Genomic DNA, 16,081 nt, shown 5'->3' with positions numbered 1-16,081 from the left:
GAATTTCATTCAAAAAAATAGCTAACTAAATCACATTCACTTCAATTTCTAAAGAAATACCAAAAGTATCTTGTACTGTTTGTTGAATGTTTTGCGCTAAGCTGTAAATTTCTTCTCCGGTTGCATTGCCATAATTTACCAAAACCAATGCTTGATTTTTGTGAACTCCAGCATCACCAAAGCGTTTTCCTTTAAATCCACATTGTTCTATAAGCCAACCAGCAGGAATTTTTATTTCATTTTCTGAAACTATGTAATGCGGTGCATTTGGATATTTTTCTTGTAATATTTTAAAAGCTTTTAAATCAATCACAGGGTTTTTAAAAAAACTACCACTGTTTCCAATTTTTTCAGGATCAGGTAATTTAGCTGTTCTAATGGCAATAATTACATCTGAAATTTCTTTCAATGTTGGGTTTTCAATATCTTTTAAACCGTCTTTAATAGCACCGTATGAAATATTAAAATTGTGGTTGTTTTTAGTAAGTTTAAACGTAACAGAAGTAATAATATAGCGACCTTTCAATTCATTTTTAAAAACAGAATTTCGATATCCAAAATTACATTCTTCTTTAGTGAATGTTTTTAATTTTCCCGAGGCTATTTCCAAAGCTTCTAATTGATGAAACGTATCTTTTATTTCAACACCATAAGCGCCAATATTTTGAATAGGAGAGGTGCCTACATTCCCAGGGATTAGAGATAAATTTTCCAATCCACCATAATTTTGTGAAATACACCAAACCACAAAATCGTGCCAATTTTCACCAGCTTCAGCAGTTACAAATACGTAGTCTTTTTCTGTGTCGTTTACAATAATTCCTTTTAAGTTTAAATGAACAACAAGCTTATTTATTGGTTGTGTAAGTAGCATATTGCTTCCGCCACTTAACAAAAACAATTCTTTTTTAGTGGCTACAATTTCTTTTAATTCCTGAAAAGAATAAATACTTACAAATTGTTTAGCTTGTACATCAATACCAAAGGTATTATAAGGTTTTAAAGATATGTTTTCTTGAATTTTCAATTAGATGTTGTTGTATTTTGAAAGTGCAATTTTTAAAAGTTCTACAGAACGTATTAAATCTTCTTTTTTTAGTACGTATGCAATACGAACTTGATTTAATCCTAAACCTGGTGTTGTATAAAAACCAGCAGCCGGAGCTACCATTACAGTTTGGTTGTTGTCTGAAAATTTTTCTAACAACCATTGTGAAAAATCTTCGGCATTTGCAACAGGCAATTCTACAATACAGTAAAAAGCTCCCATTGGTTTAGTGGCATTTACACCTTCTATTTTATTTAACTCTTCTATTAATAAATCTCTTCGGCTTTTATACTCTTCAATTACTTCATCAAAGTACGATTTTGGAGTGTCTAAAGCAGCTTCACTAGCTAACTGTGCATATGTTGGCGGACTTAAACGTGCTTGTGCAAATTTTCTGGCAGTTGATAAAACTTCTTCATTTCTTGAAATTAAATAACCAATTCGAGCACCACACATACTGTAACGTTTAGAAACAGAATCTATTAAAATAGCGTGCTGTTCTAAACCAAAATCTCCTAGTACTGAATGGTGTTTTGCTCCTTCATTATAAATAAATTCTCTATACACTTCATCTGCAATTAAAAAAATATCGTGTTTTTTTACCAATGCAGCTAGTTGTTGTATTTCTTCTTTTGTATACGAATATCCTGTAGGGTTACCAGGATTACAAATTAAAATAGCTCTTGTTTTAGGTGTAATTAATTTTTCAAAACCTTCAACATCAGGTAGTGCAAAGTTATCTTCAATTTTTGATGTAATTGGTACAATATTTACACTTAAAGATGAAGAAAATCCGTTGTAATTGGCATAAAATGGTTCAGGTATAATTATTTCATCACCGGGATCTGTAATACTACCCAATGAAAATAATAAAGCTTCAGAGCCACCTGTGGTAATAATAATATCTTCTGCTTTTATTTTTATATTATTTTTAGAAAAATAATGATTTGCTAATTTTTCTCGGTAGCTTTCTGAACCATCGGTGTTGCTATAAGCAAGTACTTCTATAGTGTTGTTTTTAACAGCATCTAATGCGCAACGTGGTGTTTTAACATCAGGTTGTCCAATATTTAAATGAAAAACTTCAATGCCATTTTGCTTTGCTTTTTCAGCAAAAGGAACAAGCTTTCGTATTGGTGATTCTGGCATATTTTTACCAGTATTTGAAATTTTCGGCATGTTTCTGAAGTTTAGTTAGATGCCCTGCAAATTTGCAAAAATTAATCCACAATAGTTGCTTTTTTTAACGAATTGTTAAAGGTTAAAGTTTTCATAAAAACTATAGAAAATAAAATTATAATGTTAAATTAATCCATTATACCTTAAATACTTGATAAAAATTTACAAACATACATTATTTATAAGTTTAATCTTCTTGTTTTCATTGAGCTCAACGGCGCAAAGAAAATTTTTAATGCCAAAAGGCACCCACAAACAAAACGTTTCATTTAAAATGTTAAGTAACTTAATTGTTATTCCAATTCAGGTAAATGGAAGAGAGCTTAACTTTATATTAGATTCTGGTGTTGGTTCAACAATTTTGTTCAATTTAAATCCAACCGACTCTTTAAATCTTAGAAATATTGAAAAATTAAAGTTGCAAGGTTTGGGGCAAGATGGAGCAGTTGAAGCTATTTTATCAAGAGGAAACGAATTAAAATTTGGAGCTATTAAAAGTAACAAACAAAAATTGTACGTGGTTTTTAATGATAGTTTTGATTTGTCTTCGAAATTAGGAATTACCATTCACGGAATTATTGGTTATGAGTTGCTTAAAGACTTTATTGTGCGAATTAATTACAGTTCTAAACGGTTAACATTTTTTACTTCAGAAGGGTATAAAGATAAACTATGTAGAAAATGTGAAGTTATCCCAATTGAATTTAATATGATGAAACCTTATATAAATGTTGGAGTTGTATTAAAGGAAGCGCCTACAAAAAAGGTAAATGTTAAATTATTAATTGATTCTGGTGGAAGTGATGCTATGTGGTTATTTGAAAATACACATCCAGATATTGTTGCTCCAACCAAATATTTTAACGATTTTTTAGGTGAAGGTTTAAGTGGTGCTATTTATGGGAAACGTACTATGATAGAAAGTTTGCATATTGGTGATTTTACCTTAAAAAATCCAACAGTTTCATACCCTGATTCATTATCAGTTGCACACGCATTAAAATTTAAAGGTAGAAATGGAAGCTTAGGAGGTACTATTTTAAATCGTTTTGTTGTAACTTTTGATTACAGAAATAATAGACTTTTACTAAAAAAAGGTGGAAAGTTTAAAGATCCTTTTCGTTATAATATGAGCGGTATTGAGTTAGTGCACAATGGTAAAAGATTGGTAAAAGAAAAGGCAAAACCAAATACTTTAAACACGTATAGTAACAATCCAAACGCATCAAATGTAACAGTTACATTAGATACTAGTTTTAAATATACATTTAAACCAACCTATAAAATTCAAAAATTACGACCAAATTCACCTGCGGCATTGGCGGGTATTAGAGTAGGAGATGTACTAATAAAAATTAATGGTAAGTATACATTTGATTTAAAACTGGAAGAAATAGTTCAATATTTTTATGAAAAGGAAAATACAAAAGTAACAGTTGTGGTTGAAAGATTTGGAAAGGATTATGAATATAGTTTCCGTTTAAAAGATATGCTAAAATAAAAAAGACTTTCTATTCAGAAAGTCTTTTTTATAAGTTGTAAATCAATGTGTTATTTTGAAGACACGGCTGATTTTTCTTTTGTTACTGGAGATTCAGGTTTTAATACGATTCCTTTAATACGTAATCTTTTTGAAGGTTCAGTAGCGTTTGAATAAACTGTAATCATTTTTGAAAATCCTCCTTGTCTATTTGTAGCGTATTTAACTTCAATTTCACCTGTTGAACCTGGCATAATTGGCTCTGTAGGTTTTTTTGGCACCGTACATCCACAACTAGATTGTATTCTTGAAATAACTAAAGGCGATTTTCCTACGTTCTTAAATTTAAAAACACGAACACCATCAGCATTCAATGCTATTTTCCCATAATCAATTACATCTGATTCAAATTCAAATACAGGAGCATTTGGATCTATAACAGTTTCAGTTACTTGTTTTTCTTGTGCATTCATTGAGATTGTCAATAATCCAACAAATAAAAGTGTCATTATTTTTTTCATTATTATTTATTTTAAAATGTAAAGTTAGTTATTTTTTTATGCTTTCAAAATATTTTATGTTAATGCTTATAATTGTACATTTGCAAACTTAGATTACAAATATTAGACCAAAAATGAGTTTAGCAACAAAATACAATCCACAAGACGTAGAAAACAAGTGGTATGACTACTGGATGAAAAACGATTATTTTCATTCAACACCTAATGAAAAGGAACCTTATACCATTGTAATTCCACCTCCAAATGTGACGGGAGTTTTGCATATGGGACATATGTTAAACAATACAATTCAAGATGTATTAATTAGACGCGCACGTTTAAAAGGTAAAAATGCTTGTTGGGTGCCTGGTACAGATCACGCATCTATTGCTACTGAGGCAAAAGTTGTTGCTAAATTAAAAGAGCAAGGAATTGAAAAGGCTGATTTAACAAGAGACGAGTTTTTAAAACACGCTTGGGATTGGACAGATGAGCATGGAGGTATAATTTTAGAACAACTTAAAAAGTTAGGAGCTTCTTGTGATTGGGAACGTACAAAGTTTACCATGGATGCAGATTTAAGTGAAGCTGTAACCAGTGTTTTTATTGATTTATACAACAAAGGATTAATTTACCGAGGGTATAGAATGGTAAATTGGGATCCTTCGGCAAAAACAACCTTGTCTGATGAAGAGGTTATTTTTGAAGAAAAACAAGGGAATTTATACTATTTAAATTATAAAATTGAAGGTAGTGATGAGCTGTTAACAATTGCAACTACGCGTCCTGAAACTATTTTAGGTGATACTGCAATATGTATCAATCCAAATGATGAACGTTTTACACATTTAAAAGGTAAAAAAGCTATTGTTCCTATAGTTGGAAGAGTAATTCCTATTATTGAAGATGAGTATGTTGATATTGAATTTGGTACTGGTTGTTTAAAAGTAACACCAGCACACGATCAAAATGATAAAGTGTTGGGTGAAAAACACAACCTAGAAGTGATTGATATTTTTAATGATGATGCAAGCTTAAATTCTTTTGGAATGCATTATGAAGGAAAAGATCGTTTTGTGGTTCGTAAAGAAATTACTAAAGAGTTAGAAGAAATAGGTTGTTTGGTGAAAGTAGAACAACATATGCATAAGGTTGGTACTTCTGAAAGAACAAAAGTAGTTATAGAACCAAAAATTTCTGCACAATGGTTTTTAAAAATGGAAACTATTGTAGAACCAGCTTTAAAAGCAGTATTAGAAGATGAAGAAATTCACTTTTTTCCAAAACATTATAACAGTACATATAAGCACTGGTTAGAAAATATTCGTGATTGGAATATTTCTCGTCAACTTTGGTGGGGACACCAAATTCCAGCTTATTTTTATGGAGAAGGTGTTGAAGATTTTGTAATTGCTAAAACTATTGAGGAAGCTGCAAAATTAGCTTCAGAAAAAGTAGGGAAGGAGTTTAAGGTTGAAGATTTAACTCAAGATCCTGATGCGTTAGATACTTGGTTTTCTTCTTGGTTATGGCCAATATCTGTTTTTGATGGAATTAGAAATCCTGATAATGAAGAAATAAGTTATTATTATCCAACAAACGATTTAGTTACCGGACCAGATATTATTTTCTTTTGGGTAGCTCGTATGATTTTTGCTGGATACGAATTTAAAAACGAAAAACCTTTTACCAATGTATATTTCACTGGAATTGTACGTGATGGTAAAGGACGAAAAATGTCGAAATCATTAGGAAATTCACCTGATCCAATTGGGTTAATTGAAAAGTATGGTGCAGACGGTGTGCGCGTTGGAATGTTGTTGTGTTCTGCAGCAGGGAACGATTTGTTGTTTGATGAAGATTTATGTGCTCAAGGACGAAATTTCTCAAATAAAATTTGGAATGCTTTCCGATTGATTAAAGGATGGGAAGTTTCAGATTCTATTGAACAACCACAATCGGCTAAAATTGCCATTGAGTGGTATCAAGCGAAGTTTCAACAAACATTGGTAGAGTTAGAAAAATCTTTCGACCAATACAGAGTAAGTGAGGCTTTAATGCATATTTACAAATTAATTTGGGACGACTTTTCTTCTTGGTTTTTAGAAATGGTAAAGCCAGCGTATCAACAACCAATTGATGCGGTAACCTTAAAAGCAGTAATTTCATTTTTAGAAGACAATTTAAAAGTATTGCATCCGTATATGCCATTTATTTCTGAAGAAATTTGGCAACATATTTCAGATAGAACTCCTGAAGATGCCTTAATTATTGCTGAATACCCAAAAATGACTGCCGTAAACGAAAGTATTATTGAAAACTTTAAAGTGGCTTCAGAAGTTATTTCAGGAATTAGAAATATTAGAAAAGAAAAAAATATTGCTTTTAAAAATGAAATTGAATTTTCTGTATTAAATAAAGATCAAATAAATACAGATTTTGATGCAGTAATTAAAAAATTAGGGAATTTAACATCAGTTAATTATGTAGATAAAAAAGTTGATGGTGCATTAAGTTTTAGAGTAAAATCAAATGAATATTTTATTCCAATGGGTGATGCTATTGATGTGGAAGCTGAAAAAGCGAAATTGGAGGAAGAGTTAAAATACAATGAAGGTTTCTTAAAATCTGTTCAAAAGAAATTAAGCAATGAGCGTTTTGTAAACAATGCGCCAGAGCAAGTAATTGCAAATGAACGTAAAAAAGAAGCAGATGCTTTAGCAAAAATTGAAACTATAAAAGCAAGTTTAAATAGCTTGTAACTATAGAAAGGTAAATTGTATTTTAGAAATATATTATAAAAGGGATGCTCATAAAATAAGCATCTTTTTTTTGTTTTATGTACAACCTGTCATTCTGAATGTAGTGCAACGCAATGAAGAATCTTTATTTTAATGAAATGTGAGATTCTCCGTTATCACTTAGAATGACAAAACAATATTTTATTCTGAATAAACAGTCTACATTTGCTCATCAATATACTGCATTACCTCAGTTTCAATTGCAATTGCTTTTTCATAAATAGTTTTAGATTTTTTTAAAATAGCTTCAGCAAATGAACGATCCTTAATGTCTTTAGCGTTAATACGTACATTAAAATAAGCTCCAATTACTGCTGTTCTAGCACATAAAACACCTACGCCAGCATCAGAAAGTGAACTTTGCAAGCCATCTTTAACCATTGCTTGCATAACTTCCATAGAGTTACAAGCGGTTTTCATTACTTGAAATGGAATTTCAGTAGCGTATTTTGTGGCATTTTCTATGGCCTGTTTTCTTAATTCTATTTCCTCTGAAGTTGTTTTTGGCAATCTAAATCCGTCAATAATTTTATGAAAAGCATTGGTATCTTCATCTACTAAAAACAATAATTTATTTTTATATGCTTGTCCTTTTTCAGCCCAGTTTGAGTAAAATTCCCATTTGTCATCCCAACCGGCTTTATGAGCAGATAAGTTGGCAACCATTGTACCTAAAGAAACACCCAAAGCACCAACGGTTGCTGCAATAGAACCACCACCTGGCGCCATAGATTCGCCAGCAGTTTCTTCTGCAAAATCTTTTAAACTATAATCAACCAATTTTTTAGAGGTGTCTTCTAGCAAGTATTCAATAATTTTTTCTTTTGGGTTGAATGGTTTTAAATCATCTAATCCCAACGATTTTACCGCGATTTTTATTTTTTCATCTTCTGAAATTCCTAAAGAACGTTGTTGTTTTTTTAAGAAAAAATCTCCGGCATCTAACATTGCTTGTAGCGGAATTAGCCCTATCAATTCAGATCCTGTAACACGTAAACCTCTTTTTGTTGCGGCTTTAACAGTTTCGTCAAATGCCACGTGCATAGCAGTAATATTTATATTGGTTAAGTTGTATGAAATTTGAGCAATTCCGTATTCTTCAATATACCAACCAATACCTTTTACAGCTTTTAATTTCCCCGGAATTCGCACTGGTTCACCATTGGCGTCTAAAACTTTTTTTCCGGTGGAAGGATTTCCTTCACGTTTAATTCTTCCAGCTTCACGTATGTCAAAAGCAATAGCATTAGCTCTTCTGGTTGAAGTTGTGTTTAAATTTATATTATAGGCAATTAAAAAATCACGCGCAGAGATAGCTGTACAACCAGCTTTTGCTACCTGTTCATTAAATGTTGAAGGTCCAAAATCTGGTTTCCAATCCGGATTTGCTAATTTTTCTTTCAATCCTTCATATTCCCCGGCTCTACAACTGGCTAAGTTTTTTCGTTTTTCTTCTTTTGCTGCTACTTCATAAAAATAACCTGGAATACCTAACTCTTTACCAACGCGTTCACCTAATTGATGTGCGTAAACGGCCGTTTCTTCTAAAGTAATTCCTGAAATGGGAACAAGCGGGCAAACGTCTGTTGCTCCAAAACGTGGATGTTCACCTTTTTGAGTGCGCATATCAATTAATTCGGAAGCTTTTTGAATTAATAAAAAAGCAGCTTCAACCACATTTTTAGGTTCACCAACAAATGTAATTACGGTTCTGTTGGTTGCATTTCCTGGGTCTATATCCAATAATTTTACCCCTTCAACCGTTTCAACAACAGCAGCAATAGCATTTATTTTTTCCATATTGCGTCCTTCACTAATGTTTGGAACGCATTCAATTAATTGTTTGTTCATGTTAATTTGAATTTGGTACTCAAATTTAATGAGTTAATTTGATTTAGCTAGGTACTATTTTAAAATAAATAGAAGAGATGTTAACTGCTTTAATGAATTAATTCTATTTTTGCCAAAGAATAAAAAGGAAGTGTTTTTTATGAAAAAAGTATTAGTTACCGGAATGGCTGGTTTTAACCAGTGAAATACATTCAAATGTAGGTGATTTTTATTATACATATGTGCTGCTAAGTGAAAAAGATGGTAATTATTATGTAGGTTATACCAAAGATTTGAATGTACGATTTGAGCAACATCAAAAAGGAAATGTAAGTTCAACAAAGTATAGGTTGCCTTTGAAATTAATTTACTATGAAGCTTGTTTGTCACAAAAAGATGCTTTGAAAAGAGAAATATATTTAAAAACATATTATGGTAAAATGCATATTGCTAAACGGCTCAAATCGTATTTCACCAGTCGAGGTTCAAAATAAAATTTAAACCATGAATGAACAAAAAATAAAAAAGGTGCTTGTTACCGGAATGGCTGGTTTTATTGGGTATCATTTAGCCAAATTACTAGTGAAATCGGGATATCACGTGGTTGGGTTAGATAACATAAATGATTATTACGATCCAAATTTGAAATTAGCACGTTTGAAAGATTTAGGTTTTAATGTAGATGAAATTTCATACAATACACTTCTTGAAATTGAAAATACAGCGTTTATAAAACTAGATTTAACAGATTTAGAAAATGTAAAAACCTTGTTTAAAAATCAGCAATTTGATGTTGTAGTAAATTTAGCGGCGCAAGCAGGAGTGAGGTATTCTTTGAAGAATCCTCATGTTTATGTTGATAGTAATATTACAGGTTTTTTAAATATTTTAGAAAGTTGCAGATCGTACCCTGTAGAGCATTTAATATTTGCATCATCAAGTTCTGTTTATGGTTTAAGTGAACAAGTGCCGTTTCATGAAGATAATGTAACGGACCATCCTTTAGCTATGTATGCTGCTAGTAAAAAAGCCAATGAAATGATGGCGCATTCCTATGCTAATTTATTTAATATTCCTTGTACAGGTTTACGCTTTTTTACGGTGTATGGACCTTGGGGAAGGCCAGATATGGCTTTGCATCTTTTTACAAAAGCAATGGTTGAAGATAAGGAGTTTGAAGTATTTAATAATGGAGATATGAGTAGAGATTTTACCTATGTTGGTGATATTGTTGAAAGTGTAAAACGTTTGATTCCTTTAGCTCCAAAAGAAAATAATCCGTTATTTGATCCTAAAAACCCAGTTACTTCTAAAAGTTCAAAAGCATATCAATTATTTAACATAGGAAATAACAGTCCGGTAGCATTGATGGATTTTGTAAGAGCCATAGAAAAAGCTTTGGGTAAAAAAGGAAAAATTAAGTTCAAACCAATGCAACCAGGTGATGTGCAATCTACCTATGCTAATGTGCAAAGTTTGTATGATTATATTCAATTTAAACCGTCTACAAATTTAGAAGATGGTGTGCAAGCTTTTGTTGAACGGTATTTAAAGTTGAATACTTAACTTAAAGTGCTATTTAACATTAAGTTTGTTTTTGCGTTTCTTTAATTGTTAATTTGATGTTTAAATTTCAGTACAAGGTGTATTTTGAATTGATAAAAGTGCTACAATTCTGCTAAATTTTCAGTTAAAATCCATCTAAACTAAATTTTTAAAATCCTTTGTAAACAGCTATATTTACCTGCGTTTTAAAATAAACTGATTAAACGTTTCATAAATTTATAGAAATAATTGCATGCTTAAAAGTGGTGAACATACAAAAGACGAATGGTTATTTGAAATCACTCCTAAAAATAATTTACTTTCTTTAAATTTAAAGGAAGTTTGGCAATACCGTGATTTATTGTTTTTATTTGTGAAACGCGATATTGTTACGGTGTATAAGCAAACTATATTAGGACCATTATGGTATTTAATTCAGCCTTTATTTACTTCGGTAATATTTACATTGATTTTTAACAATGTAGCCAATATTTCAACCGGAACAGTGCCTCCGTTTTTATTCAATTTGGCAGGAATTACTATTTGGAATTATTTTAAAGAATGTTTAAATGCTACTTCTAGTACGTTTACGTCTAACGCAGGTATTTTTGGGAAAGTTTATTTTCCACGTATGATTATGCCTTTATCTGTGGTTATTTCTAACCTGTTAAAATTTAGTATTCAACTATTTATATTTGCTGCATTTTTCTTATATTTTTATATGAATGGCGCACCAATTAGTTTAAATAGTTATGTAGTATTATTTCCTTTAATGGTGCTAATTATGGGACTATTAGGTTTAGGCTTAGGAATGATTATTTCATCAATGGTTACAAAATATAGAGATTTAAAAATATTAATAGGTTTCGGATTGCAATTGTTAATGTATGTTTCGGCGGTTATGTATCCAGTTTCCTTTTTTGTGGAAAAACTACCAAAATATGCATGGATTGTAAAATACAATCCGTTATCATTTGTAATTGAAGCTGTACGATATATGTTATTGAATACTGGAGAGTTTAATACAAATATGTTTGTGTATACTTTAATTAGTACAACTGTGATTTTACTGTCTGGAATTATTATTTTTAACAAAGCAGAAAAGAATTTTATTGATACGGTTTAGGGGGGCTTCGCGAGGCTCAGAAGTGAGAAGTGAGAAGTGAGAAGTGAGAAGTGAAGAGGTTTGCTTCGCGGGCTCAGCAGTGAGAAGACGTCTCACAAAATGTTGTTTCACGTTTCACGAATAACCGTCTCACGATATTAAAAAAGTGAAGAAGATGAATCATAAAGAGTTGGATGTTTGGAAAAAAAGTATGGATTTGGTTGAACAAGTGTATACCATCTCTTATTTATTTCCAGATACTGAAAAATTTGGATTGACAAGTCAAATTAGGAGAGCTGCAGTTTCAGTTCCTTCTAACATTGCTGAAGGAGCAGGTAGAAAAGGCGATAAAGAGTTTATTCAATTTTTGCATATTGCATTAGGTTCTTTGTCTGAATTAGATACTCAATATTTGATTGCGGTACGATTGGGGTTTATTGAGAAAAATGAGATATTTGAAGATCTAACAAATGATGTTAAGAGATTAATAATTGGATTTAGAAATTATTTGAGTAATAAGTAATTTAGTGAGAAGTGAAAAGTGAAAAGTTTTACTTCGTGGAGCTCAGCGTTGAGAAGTGAGAAGACGATTCACAAAAAAAAACCGTCTCACGTCTTACGAAAAACCGTCTCACTAATAACAAGTGAATAAAATGAACGAAGTTATCCTAAAAATAGAAAACCTTAGTAAGCAGTACCGATTGGGAACAGTGGGAACAGGTACTATTAGTCACGATTTAAATAGGTGGTGGCATAAAATACGAGGAAAAGAAGATCCATTTTTAAAAATAGGCGATGTAAATGATCGTAGTTCAAAAGGAACTTCTGAATATGTTTGGGTATTAAAAGATATTAATTTTGAAGTTAAAAAAGGAGAAGTACTTGGTATTATTGGGAAAAATGGTGCGGGTAAATCTACCTTGTTAAAAATACTGTCTAAGGTAACTGGACCAACAACTGGAAGTATCAAATCTAAAGGACGGATAGCCTCCTTATTGGAAGTGGGTACAGGTTTTCATCCTGAACTCACAGGCAGGGAAAATATTTACTTAAACGGCGCTATTTTAGGGATGACCAAGGCCGAAATCAATGCGAAGTTAGACGAGATTATAGAATTCTCAGGTTGTGAGCGTTATATAGATACCCCTACCAAAAGATACAGCAGTGGTATGACCGTGCGTTTGGCATTTGCTGTAGCAGCTTTTTTAGAACCAGATATTTTAGTGATTGATGAAGTATTGGCTGTTGGTGATGCAGAATTTCAAAAGAAAGCCATTGGTAAAATGCAAGATATCTCTAAAGGTGAAGGGAGAACGGTGTTGTTTGTAAGTCATAATATGACGGCTGTGCAAAGTTTATGCAGTAGGGTTGTGGTTTTAGATAACGGAAAACTAGTTTATGAAGGAGAAGTTGCTGAAAGTATAGAGCATTATAGTGTAATATGTCGAGAGAGATTAAAAAAGGAATATATGATTCATAATAATATTTTAGGTAAAGTGAAATTAAGTAATTTGAAAGTTTTAAGTACTGATAATTCACTTCTTAAAAATGGAGAATCATTGATGTTAGGTGATGTTTTTAAGATTGAATTTAATGTGAAAATATTTGAAGATATCAAAGACCTTTCTTTTGCACTTGATATTTTTAATGATAAACAAGAATTAATATCACATTTAATAAATGAAGATAGTGGTTTATATATTCAAACAGCTACTAATAATTCAGTATTAAAAATTTCAATTGAATCAAAAGAGTTGTTGTTTATACCTGGTGTTTACAATATTAATTTGTGGGTAGGGAGATCTCAAACTGAAACGCTATATACTATTAAAAATTGTTTCACTTTTAGTTTAGAACAGGGAGATTATACTAAACGTACAAAGCGCTTACCTAAGCATTCTAAAGTTTATTTACATTCAGTATGGGAATCAAAAGTTGTTTAATAAAAATATTAAATTTATTTATTTCATATTTCTATAAAGTATTTAAGACTATTTTTAGAAAGAACATAAGAGAAGATATCTTAAATTTAAGTTCAATTCGCATAATTAATACTTCTCAGACTCTTGATGTTGTTGAAAATAGTATAGTTAATCAGCAAAAAGGGGTATATATGAGATTTGGAGATGGAGATGTTTTTTTAATGAATATGAAGATGGATTCTTTTCAAAATCCAAACTTACAATTAGCTATAGAAATGAAGGAAGCTTTTGAATGTAAAGGAGAAAATGTACATAAATGTTTAGCAATACATTCGGAAAGATATGGATATGAAGAAGGAATGTTCATCGGAAATCATTTAGTTAAAGATAAAGAAGCTCAAATTTTATTAATGAATACATTTCAATTTTTTATAGGAGAAAATATTTTTAGTCCAATCGCTCTACATTTTAATGCTTCAAATAATATTGAAAGGGCAAAAATTTTCTTGAAAAATTTAAAGATACATACGAAGTTATTTATTGGAAATAAATATTTAAAAAATGATGTTCTTAATAAGTTATTCGGTAATGTTATGCATATTGAAACACCTGAAAAGAATGCTTATAGTGAAATAGAAAGGATATATTCTGAAGCAAAAAATGAATTAATTAAAATAGATTCTTTTTGTGTGATCGTTATTGCAATGGGGTGTTCAGGTAGACCTTTAATGAAAAGATTGTACAATGATGATTACAATATTTATTTATTTGATTTTGGAAGTTTGCTGGATGGATTTAATGACAATATGACTAGAACTTGGTTAAAGAAAAATAAAATTGATTATAAATATTTGTTAAGTGATTTATAAGAACGTAAAATTTATTTAAATTTTAATGACTTTTATGATTTATATAGTTATTGTAACATATAATGGAATACAATGGATAGAACAATGTTTAAATTCTATACCTAAAGATTGTAATACAGTTATAATTGATAATAATTCATTAGACAATACAGTTTCATTTATTAAAGAGAAATTTCCAAAAGTTCATTTAATAGAAAAAAATGAAAACTTAGGTTTTGGAAAAGCTAATAATATTGGGATTAGCTATGCATTAAATCAGGGTGCTGCGTATGTTTTCTTATTAAATCAAGATGCTTATTTGGAAACCAATACTATTGAATCATTAATTAAAATCCATAAAGAAAATAAAAACTATGGGATATTGAGTCCTATACATTTAAATGGTAGTAATGATGGCTTAGATATTAATTTTTCAAATTATGCTTTAAGAAATAGGGAATTTTTGTTTGATGCAGTTAACCAAAAATATTCAAAATATATTTATGAAGTTCCTTTTGTAAATGCTGCAGCTTGGTTGATTCCAAGGAATACAATAGAATTAGTAGGGGGATTTGATCCAATTTTTTTTCATTATGGGGAAGATGATAATTATTGCCAAAGAGTTTTGTATCATCAACTTAAAGTTGGAATAGTTCCAAATACTTTTGTATTACATGATAGAGAATTTAGAACTAAGTCAACACAACCTACATATAGAGAGCAGTTGTTATTAAAAGAAAGAGTCTTGAAATATAATTGGGCAAATATTAATGTGAATGTTAATAATCAAACAAGCAGTCAACAAAATAAATATTTAAAACTGATAGTAAAACTTTTGTTGAAGTTTCAATTCAATAAGGCTAAATTTTATTATAATGAGTTTAAATTAATAAAAAGTATAATCCCAGAAATTATAAACAGTAGAGAGATAAATAAAACTAAAGGTAAACACTACCTAAACTTTTAAGCTAAACCTTCTTAAACTTTAATATTACTCCTTGTACATTTCCTTAAACAAGGGACTTGAGCGGTAATTGACTTTGCCTTTGGTAATTTGTTGTGATGATACTTCTTGTGGTGTTTTAGCATAAACCTACTTGAAAACTTTCATTACCCTTCAAACGTAAACATTTTTTTAAAATATCGGTATATAATACGTTCACCATTTGAACCTAAAAATCGTTAAAAATTAGGGTTTTGCGGATTTTTTATTAACTTTTGTTAACAAACTTTTGCAAAATATATTAAATAATATTTGGTGATAAACATACTGTTCCTGTAAATTTGATTAAATTATTAAATAAAAAAACTCCGAGTGCGTAAACACTCAGAGTTTTTAGTAAGCTAAGCTCAAAATCTATGCGGATTGATTTTGGGCTTTTTTGTATTCTAAATGTTTTAACATTTTACGAATACCAACACCAGGTGTAAAATTGATTTTAGCTTTTTTAATCGCCGTAAAATCAACTTCTTCCTCGGTATCTCTACCTTCCGATTGCAGTCCAATTTTGTAGGTGCCTAATTGCCCTAAACGAACATTTCTGCCATGTTCAAGCTCTCTAACCACAAAGGTTTCAAGACCCATTAAAACTGCAAAGCAATCTGTTTTACTCATTGATGAATTGAAAGCAACTAATTCTGCTAACTCATCTAAATCTGTTATGCTGGCCTTAGCAGCCTTTGCATAAAACTTTCTTGGTGCAGTGATGTCTTGCGGATTCACCATTTGCACCGTTTTAAATTTGATACTCATTGTATTAAATTTTAAAAATTATTAAATAAAATCATACACTCTGTATGACATATCAAAAATAATTAGTTTT

The 16,081-nt window shown here is 30.6% G+C and carries 14 protein-coding genes; 9 read left to right on the top strand and 5 right to left on the bottom strand.

What is annotated here, in order from left to right; all coding sequences use genetic code 11:
- Nucleotides 1-25: 25 nt before the first annotated feature.
- Both murB and ACFQ5N_RS10570 read right to left on the bottom strand, forming a co-directional pair.
- Complete coding sequence (gene murB, locus ACFQ5N_RS10575) at nt 26-1,027, bottom strand: UDP-N-acetylmuramate dehydrogenase (RefSeq protein WP_386809471.1); 1,002 nt, start codon at nt 1,025-1,027, stop codon at nt 26-28.
- Nucleotides 1,028-2,227 (bottom strand): pyridoxal phosphate-dependent aminotransferase, encoded by a 1,200-nt coding sequence (locus ACFQ5N_RS10570; RefSeq protein ID WP_386809470.1) that lies wholly within the window; start codon nt 2,225-2,227, stop codon nt 1,028-1,030. It lies immediately after the preceding gene.
- Nucleotides 2,228-2,462: 235 nt separating this feature from the next.
- Between ACFQ5N_RS10570 and ACFQ5N_RS10565 the strand changes: the two genes are divergently transcribed.
- The gene (locus ACFQ5N_RS10565) at nt 2,463-3,728 is read left to right on the top strand and encodes a PDZ domain-containing protein (RefSeq protein WP_386809469.1); all 1,266 of its coding nucleotides are present in this window, start codon (nt 2,463-2,465) and stop codon (nt 3,726-3,728) included.
- Between the two features lie 50 nt (nt 3,729-3,778).
- On the opposite strand, the gene ACFQ5N_RS10560 is transcribed toward ACFQ5N_RS10565, so the two are convergent.
- Nucleotides 3,779-4,228, bottom strand: coding sequence for a DUF1573 domain-containing protein (locus tag ACFQ5N_RS10560; protein WP_386809468.1), 450 nt, complete (start codon nt 4,226-4,228; stop codon nt 3,779-3,781).
- A gap of 113 nt (nt 4,229-4,341) precedes the next feature.
- Between ACFQ5N_RS10560 and ACFQ5N_RS10555 the strand changes: the two genes are divergently transcribed.
- Nucleotides 4,342-6,969, top strand: a complete 2,628-nt coding sequence (locus ACFQ5N_RS10555; protein ID WP_386809467.1) for a valine--tRNA ligase — start codon at nt 4,342-4,344, stop codon at nt 6,967-6,969.
- A 198-nt stretch (nt 6,970-7,167) separates the two neighbouring features.
- Here ACFQ5N_RS10555 and ftcD read toward each other — a convergent pair whose 3' ends face one another.
- The gene (gene ftcD / locus ACFQ5N_RS10550; protein ID WP_386809466.1) at nt 7,168-8,859 is read right to left on the bottom strand and encodes a glutamate formimidoyltransferase; all 1,692 of its coding nucleotides are present in this window, start codon (nt 8,857-8,859) and stop codon (nt 7,168-7,170) included.
- Between the two features lie 221 nt (nt 8,860-9,080).
- Here ftcD and ACFQ5N_RS10545 point away from each other — a divergent pair, with 221 nt between their 5' ends.
- The 7 genes from ACFQ5N_RS10545 to ACFQ5N_RS10515 all read left to right on the top strand — a co-directional run bounded on the left by ACFQ5N_RS10545 (nt 9,081) and on the right by ACFQ5N_RS10515 (nt 15,225).
- Nucleotides 9,081-9,332, top strand: coding sequence for a GIY-YIG nuclease family protein (locus ACFQ5N_RS10545; RefSeq protein WP_386809465.1), 252 nt, complete (start codon nt 9,081-9,083; stop codon nt 9,330-9,332).
- A 10-nt stretch (nt 9,333-9,342) separates the two neighbouring features.
- The gene (locus ACFQ5N_RS10540; RefSeq protein ID WP_386809464.1) at nt 9,343-10,404 is read left to right on the top strand and encodes an NAD-dependent epimerase/dehydratase family protein; all 1,062 of its coding nucleotides are present in this window, start codon (nt 9,343-9,345) and stop codon (nt 10,402-10,404) included.
- A 232-nt stretch (nt 10,405-10,636) separates the two neighbouring features.
- Nucleotides 10,637-11,509, top strand: coding sequence for an ABC transporter permease (locus ACFQ5N_RS10535; RefSeq protein WP_386809463.1), 873 nt, complete (start codon nt 10,637-10,639; stop codon nt 11,507-11,509).
- Nucleotides 11,510-11,663: 154 nt separating this feature from the next.
- Entirely contained in the window at nt 11,664-12,011 is a 348-nt protein-coding gene (locus ACFQ5N_RS10530; protein ID WP_386809462.1) for a four helix bundle protein, read from the top strand.
- A 130-nt stretch (nt 12,012-12,141) separates the two neighbouring features.
- Nucleotides 12,142-13,431: an ABC transporter ATP-binding protein gene (locus ACFQ5N_RS10525; protein ID WP_386809461.1), complete on the top strand. Its 1,290-nt coding sequence runs from the start codon at nt 12,142-12,144 to the stop codon at nt 13,429-13,431.
- Nucleotides 13,410-14,279, top strand: a complete 870-nt coding sequence (locus ACFQ5N_RS10520; protein ID WP_386809460.1) for a GT-D fold domain-containing glycosyltransferase — start codon at nt 13,410-13,412, stop codon at nt 14,277-14,279. The genes ACFQ5N_RS10525 and ACFQ5N_RS10520 overlap by 22 nt, the downstream gene beginning before the upstream one ends.
- A gap of 34 nt (nt 14,280-14,313) precedes the next feature.
- Entirely contained in the window at nt 14,314-15,225 is a 912-nt protein-coding gene (locus tag ACFQ5N_RS10515) for a glycosyltransferase family 2 protein (protein ID WP_386809459.1), read from the top strand.
- A 390-nt stretch (nt 15,226-15,615) separates the two neighbouring features.
- Here the strand turns inward: ACFQ5N_RS10515 and ACFQ5N_RS10510 are convergent, their stop codons facing one another.
- Entirely contained in the window at nt 15,616-16,011 is a 396-nt protein-coding gene (locus ACFQ5N_RS10510) for an HU family DNA-binding protein (RefSeq protein WP_386809458.1), read from the bottom strand.
- Nucleotides 16,012-16,081 lie beyond the last annotated feature (70 nt).

This window comes from Lutibacter holmesii (assembly GCF_042679665.1).
Classification (GTDB): domain Bacteria; phylum Bacteroidota; class Bacteroidia; order Flavobacteriales; family Flavobacteriaceae; genus Lutibacter; species Lutibacter holmesii.
This window is presented reverse-complemented; position numbering and strand designations above follow the sequence as displayed.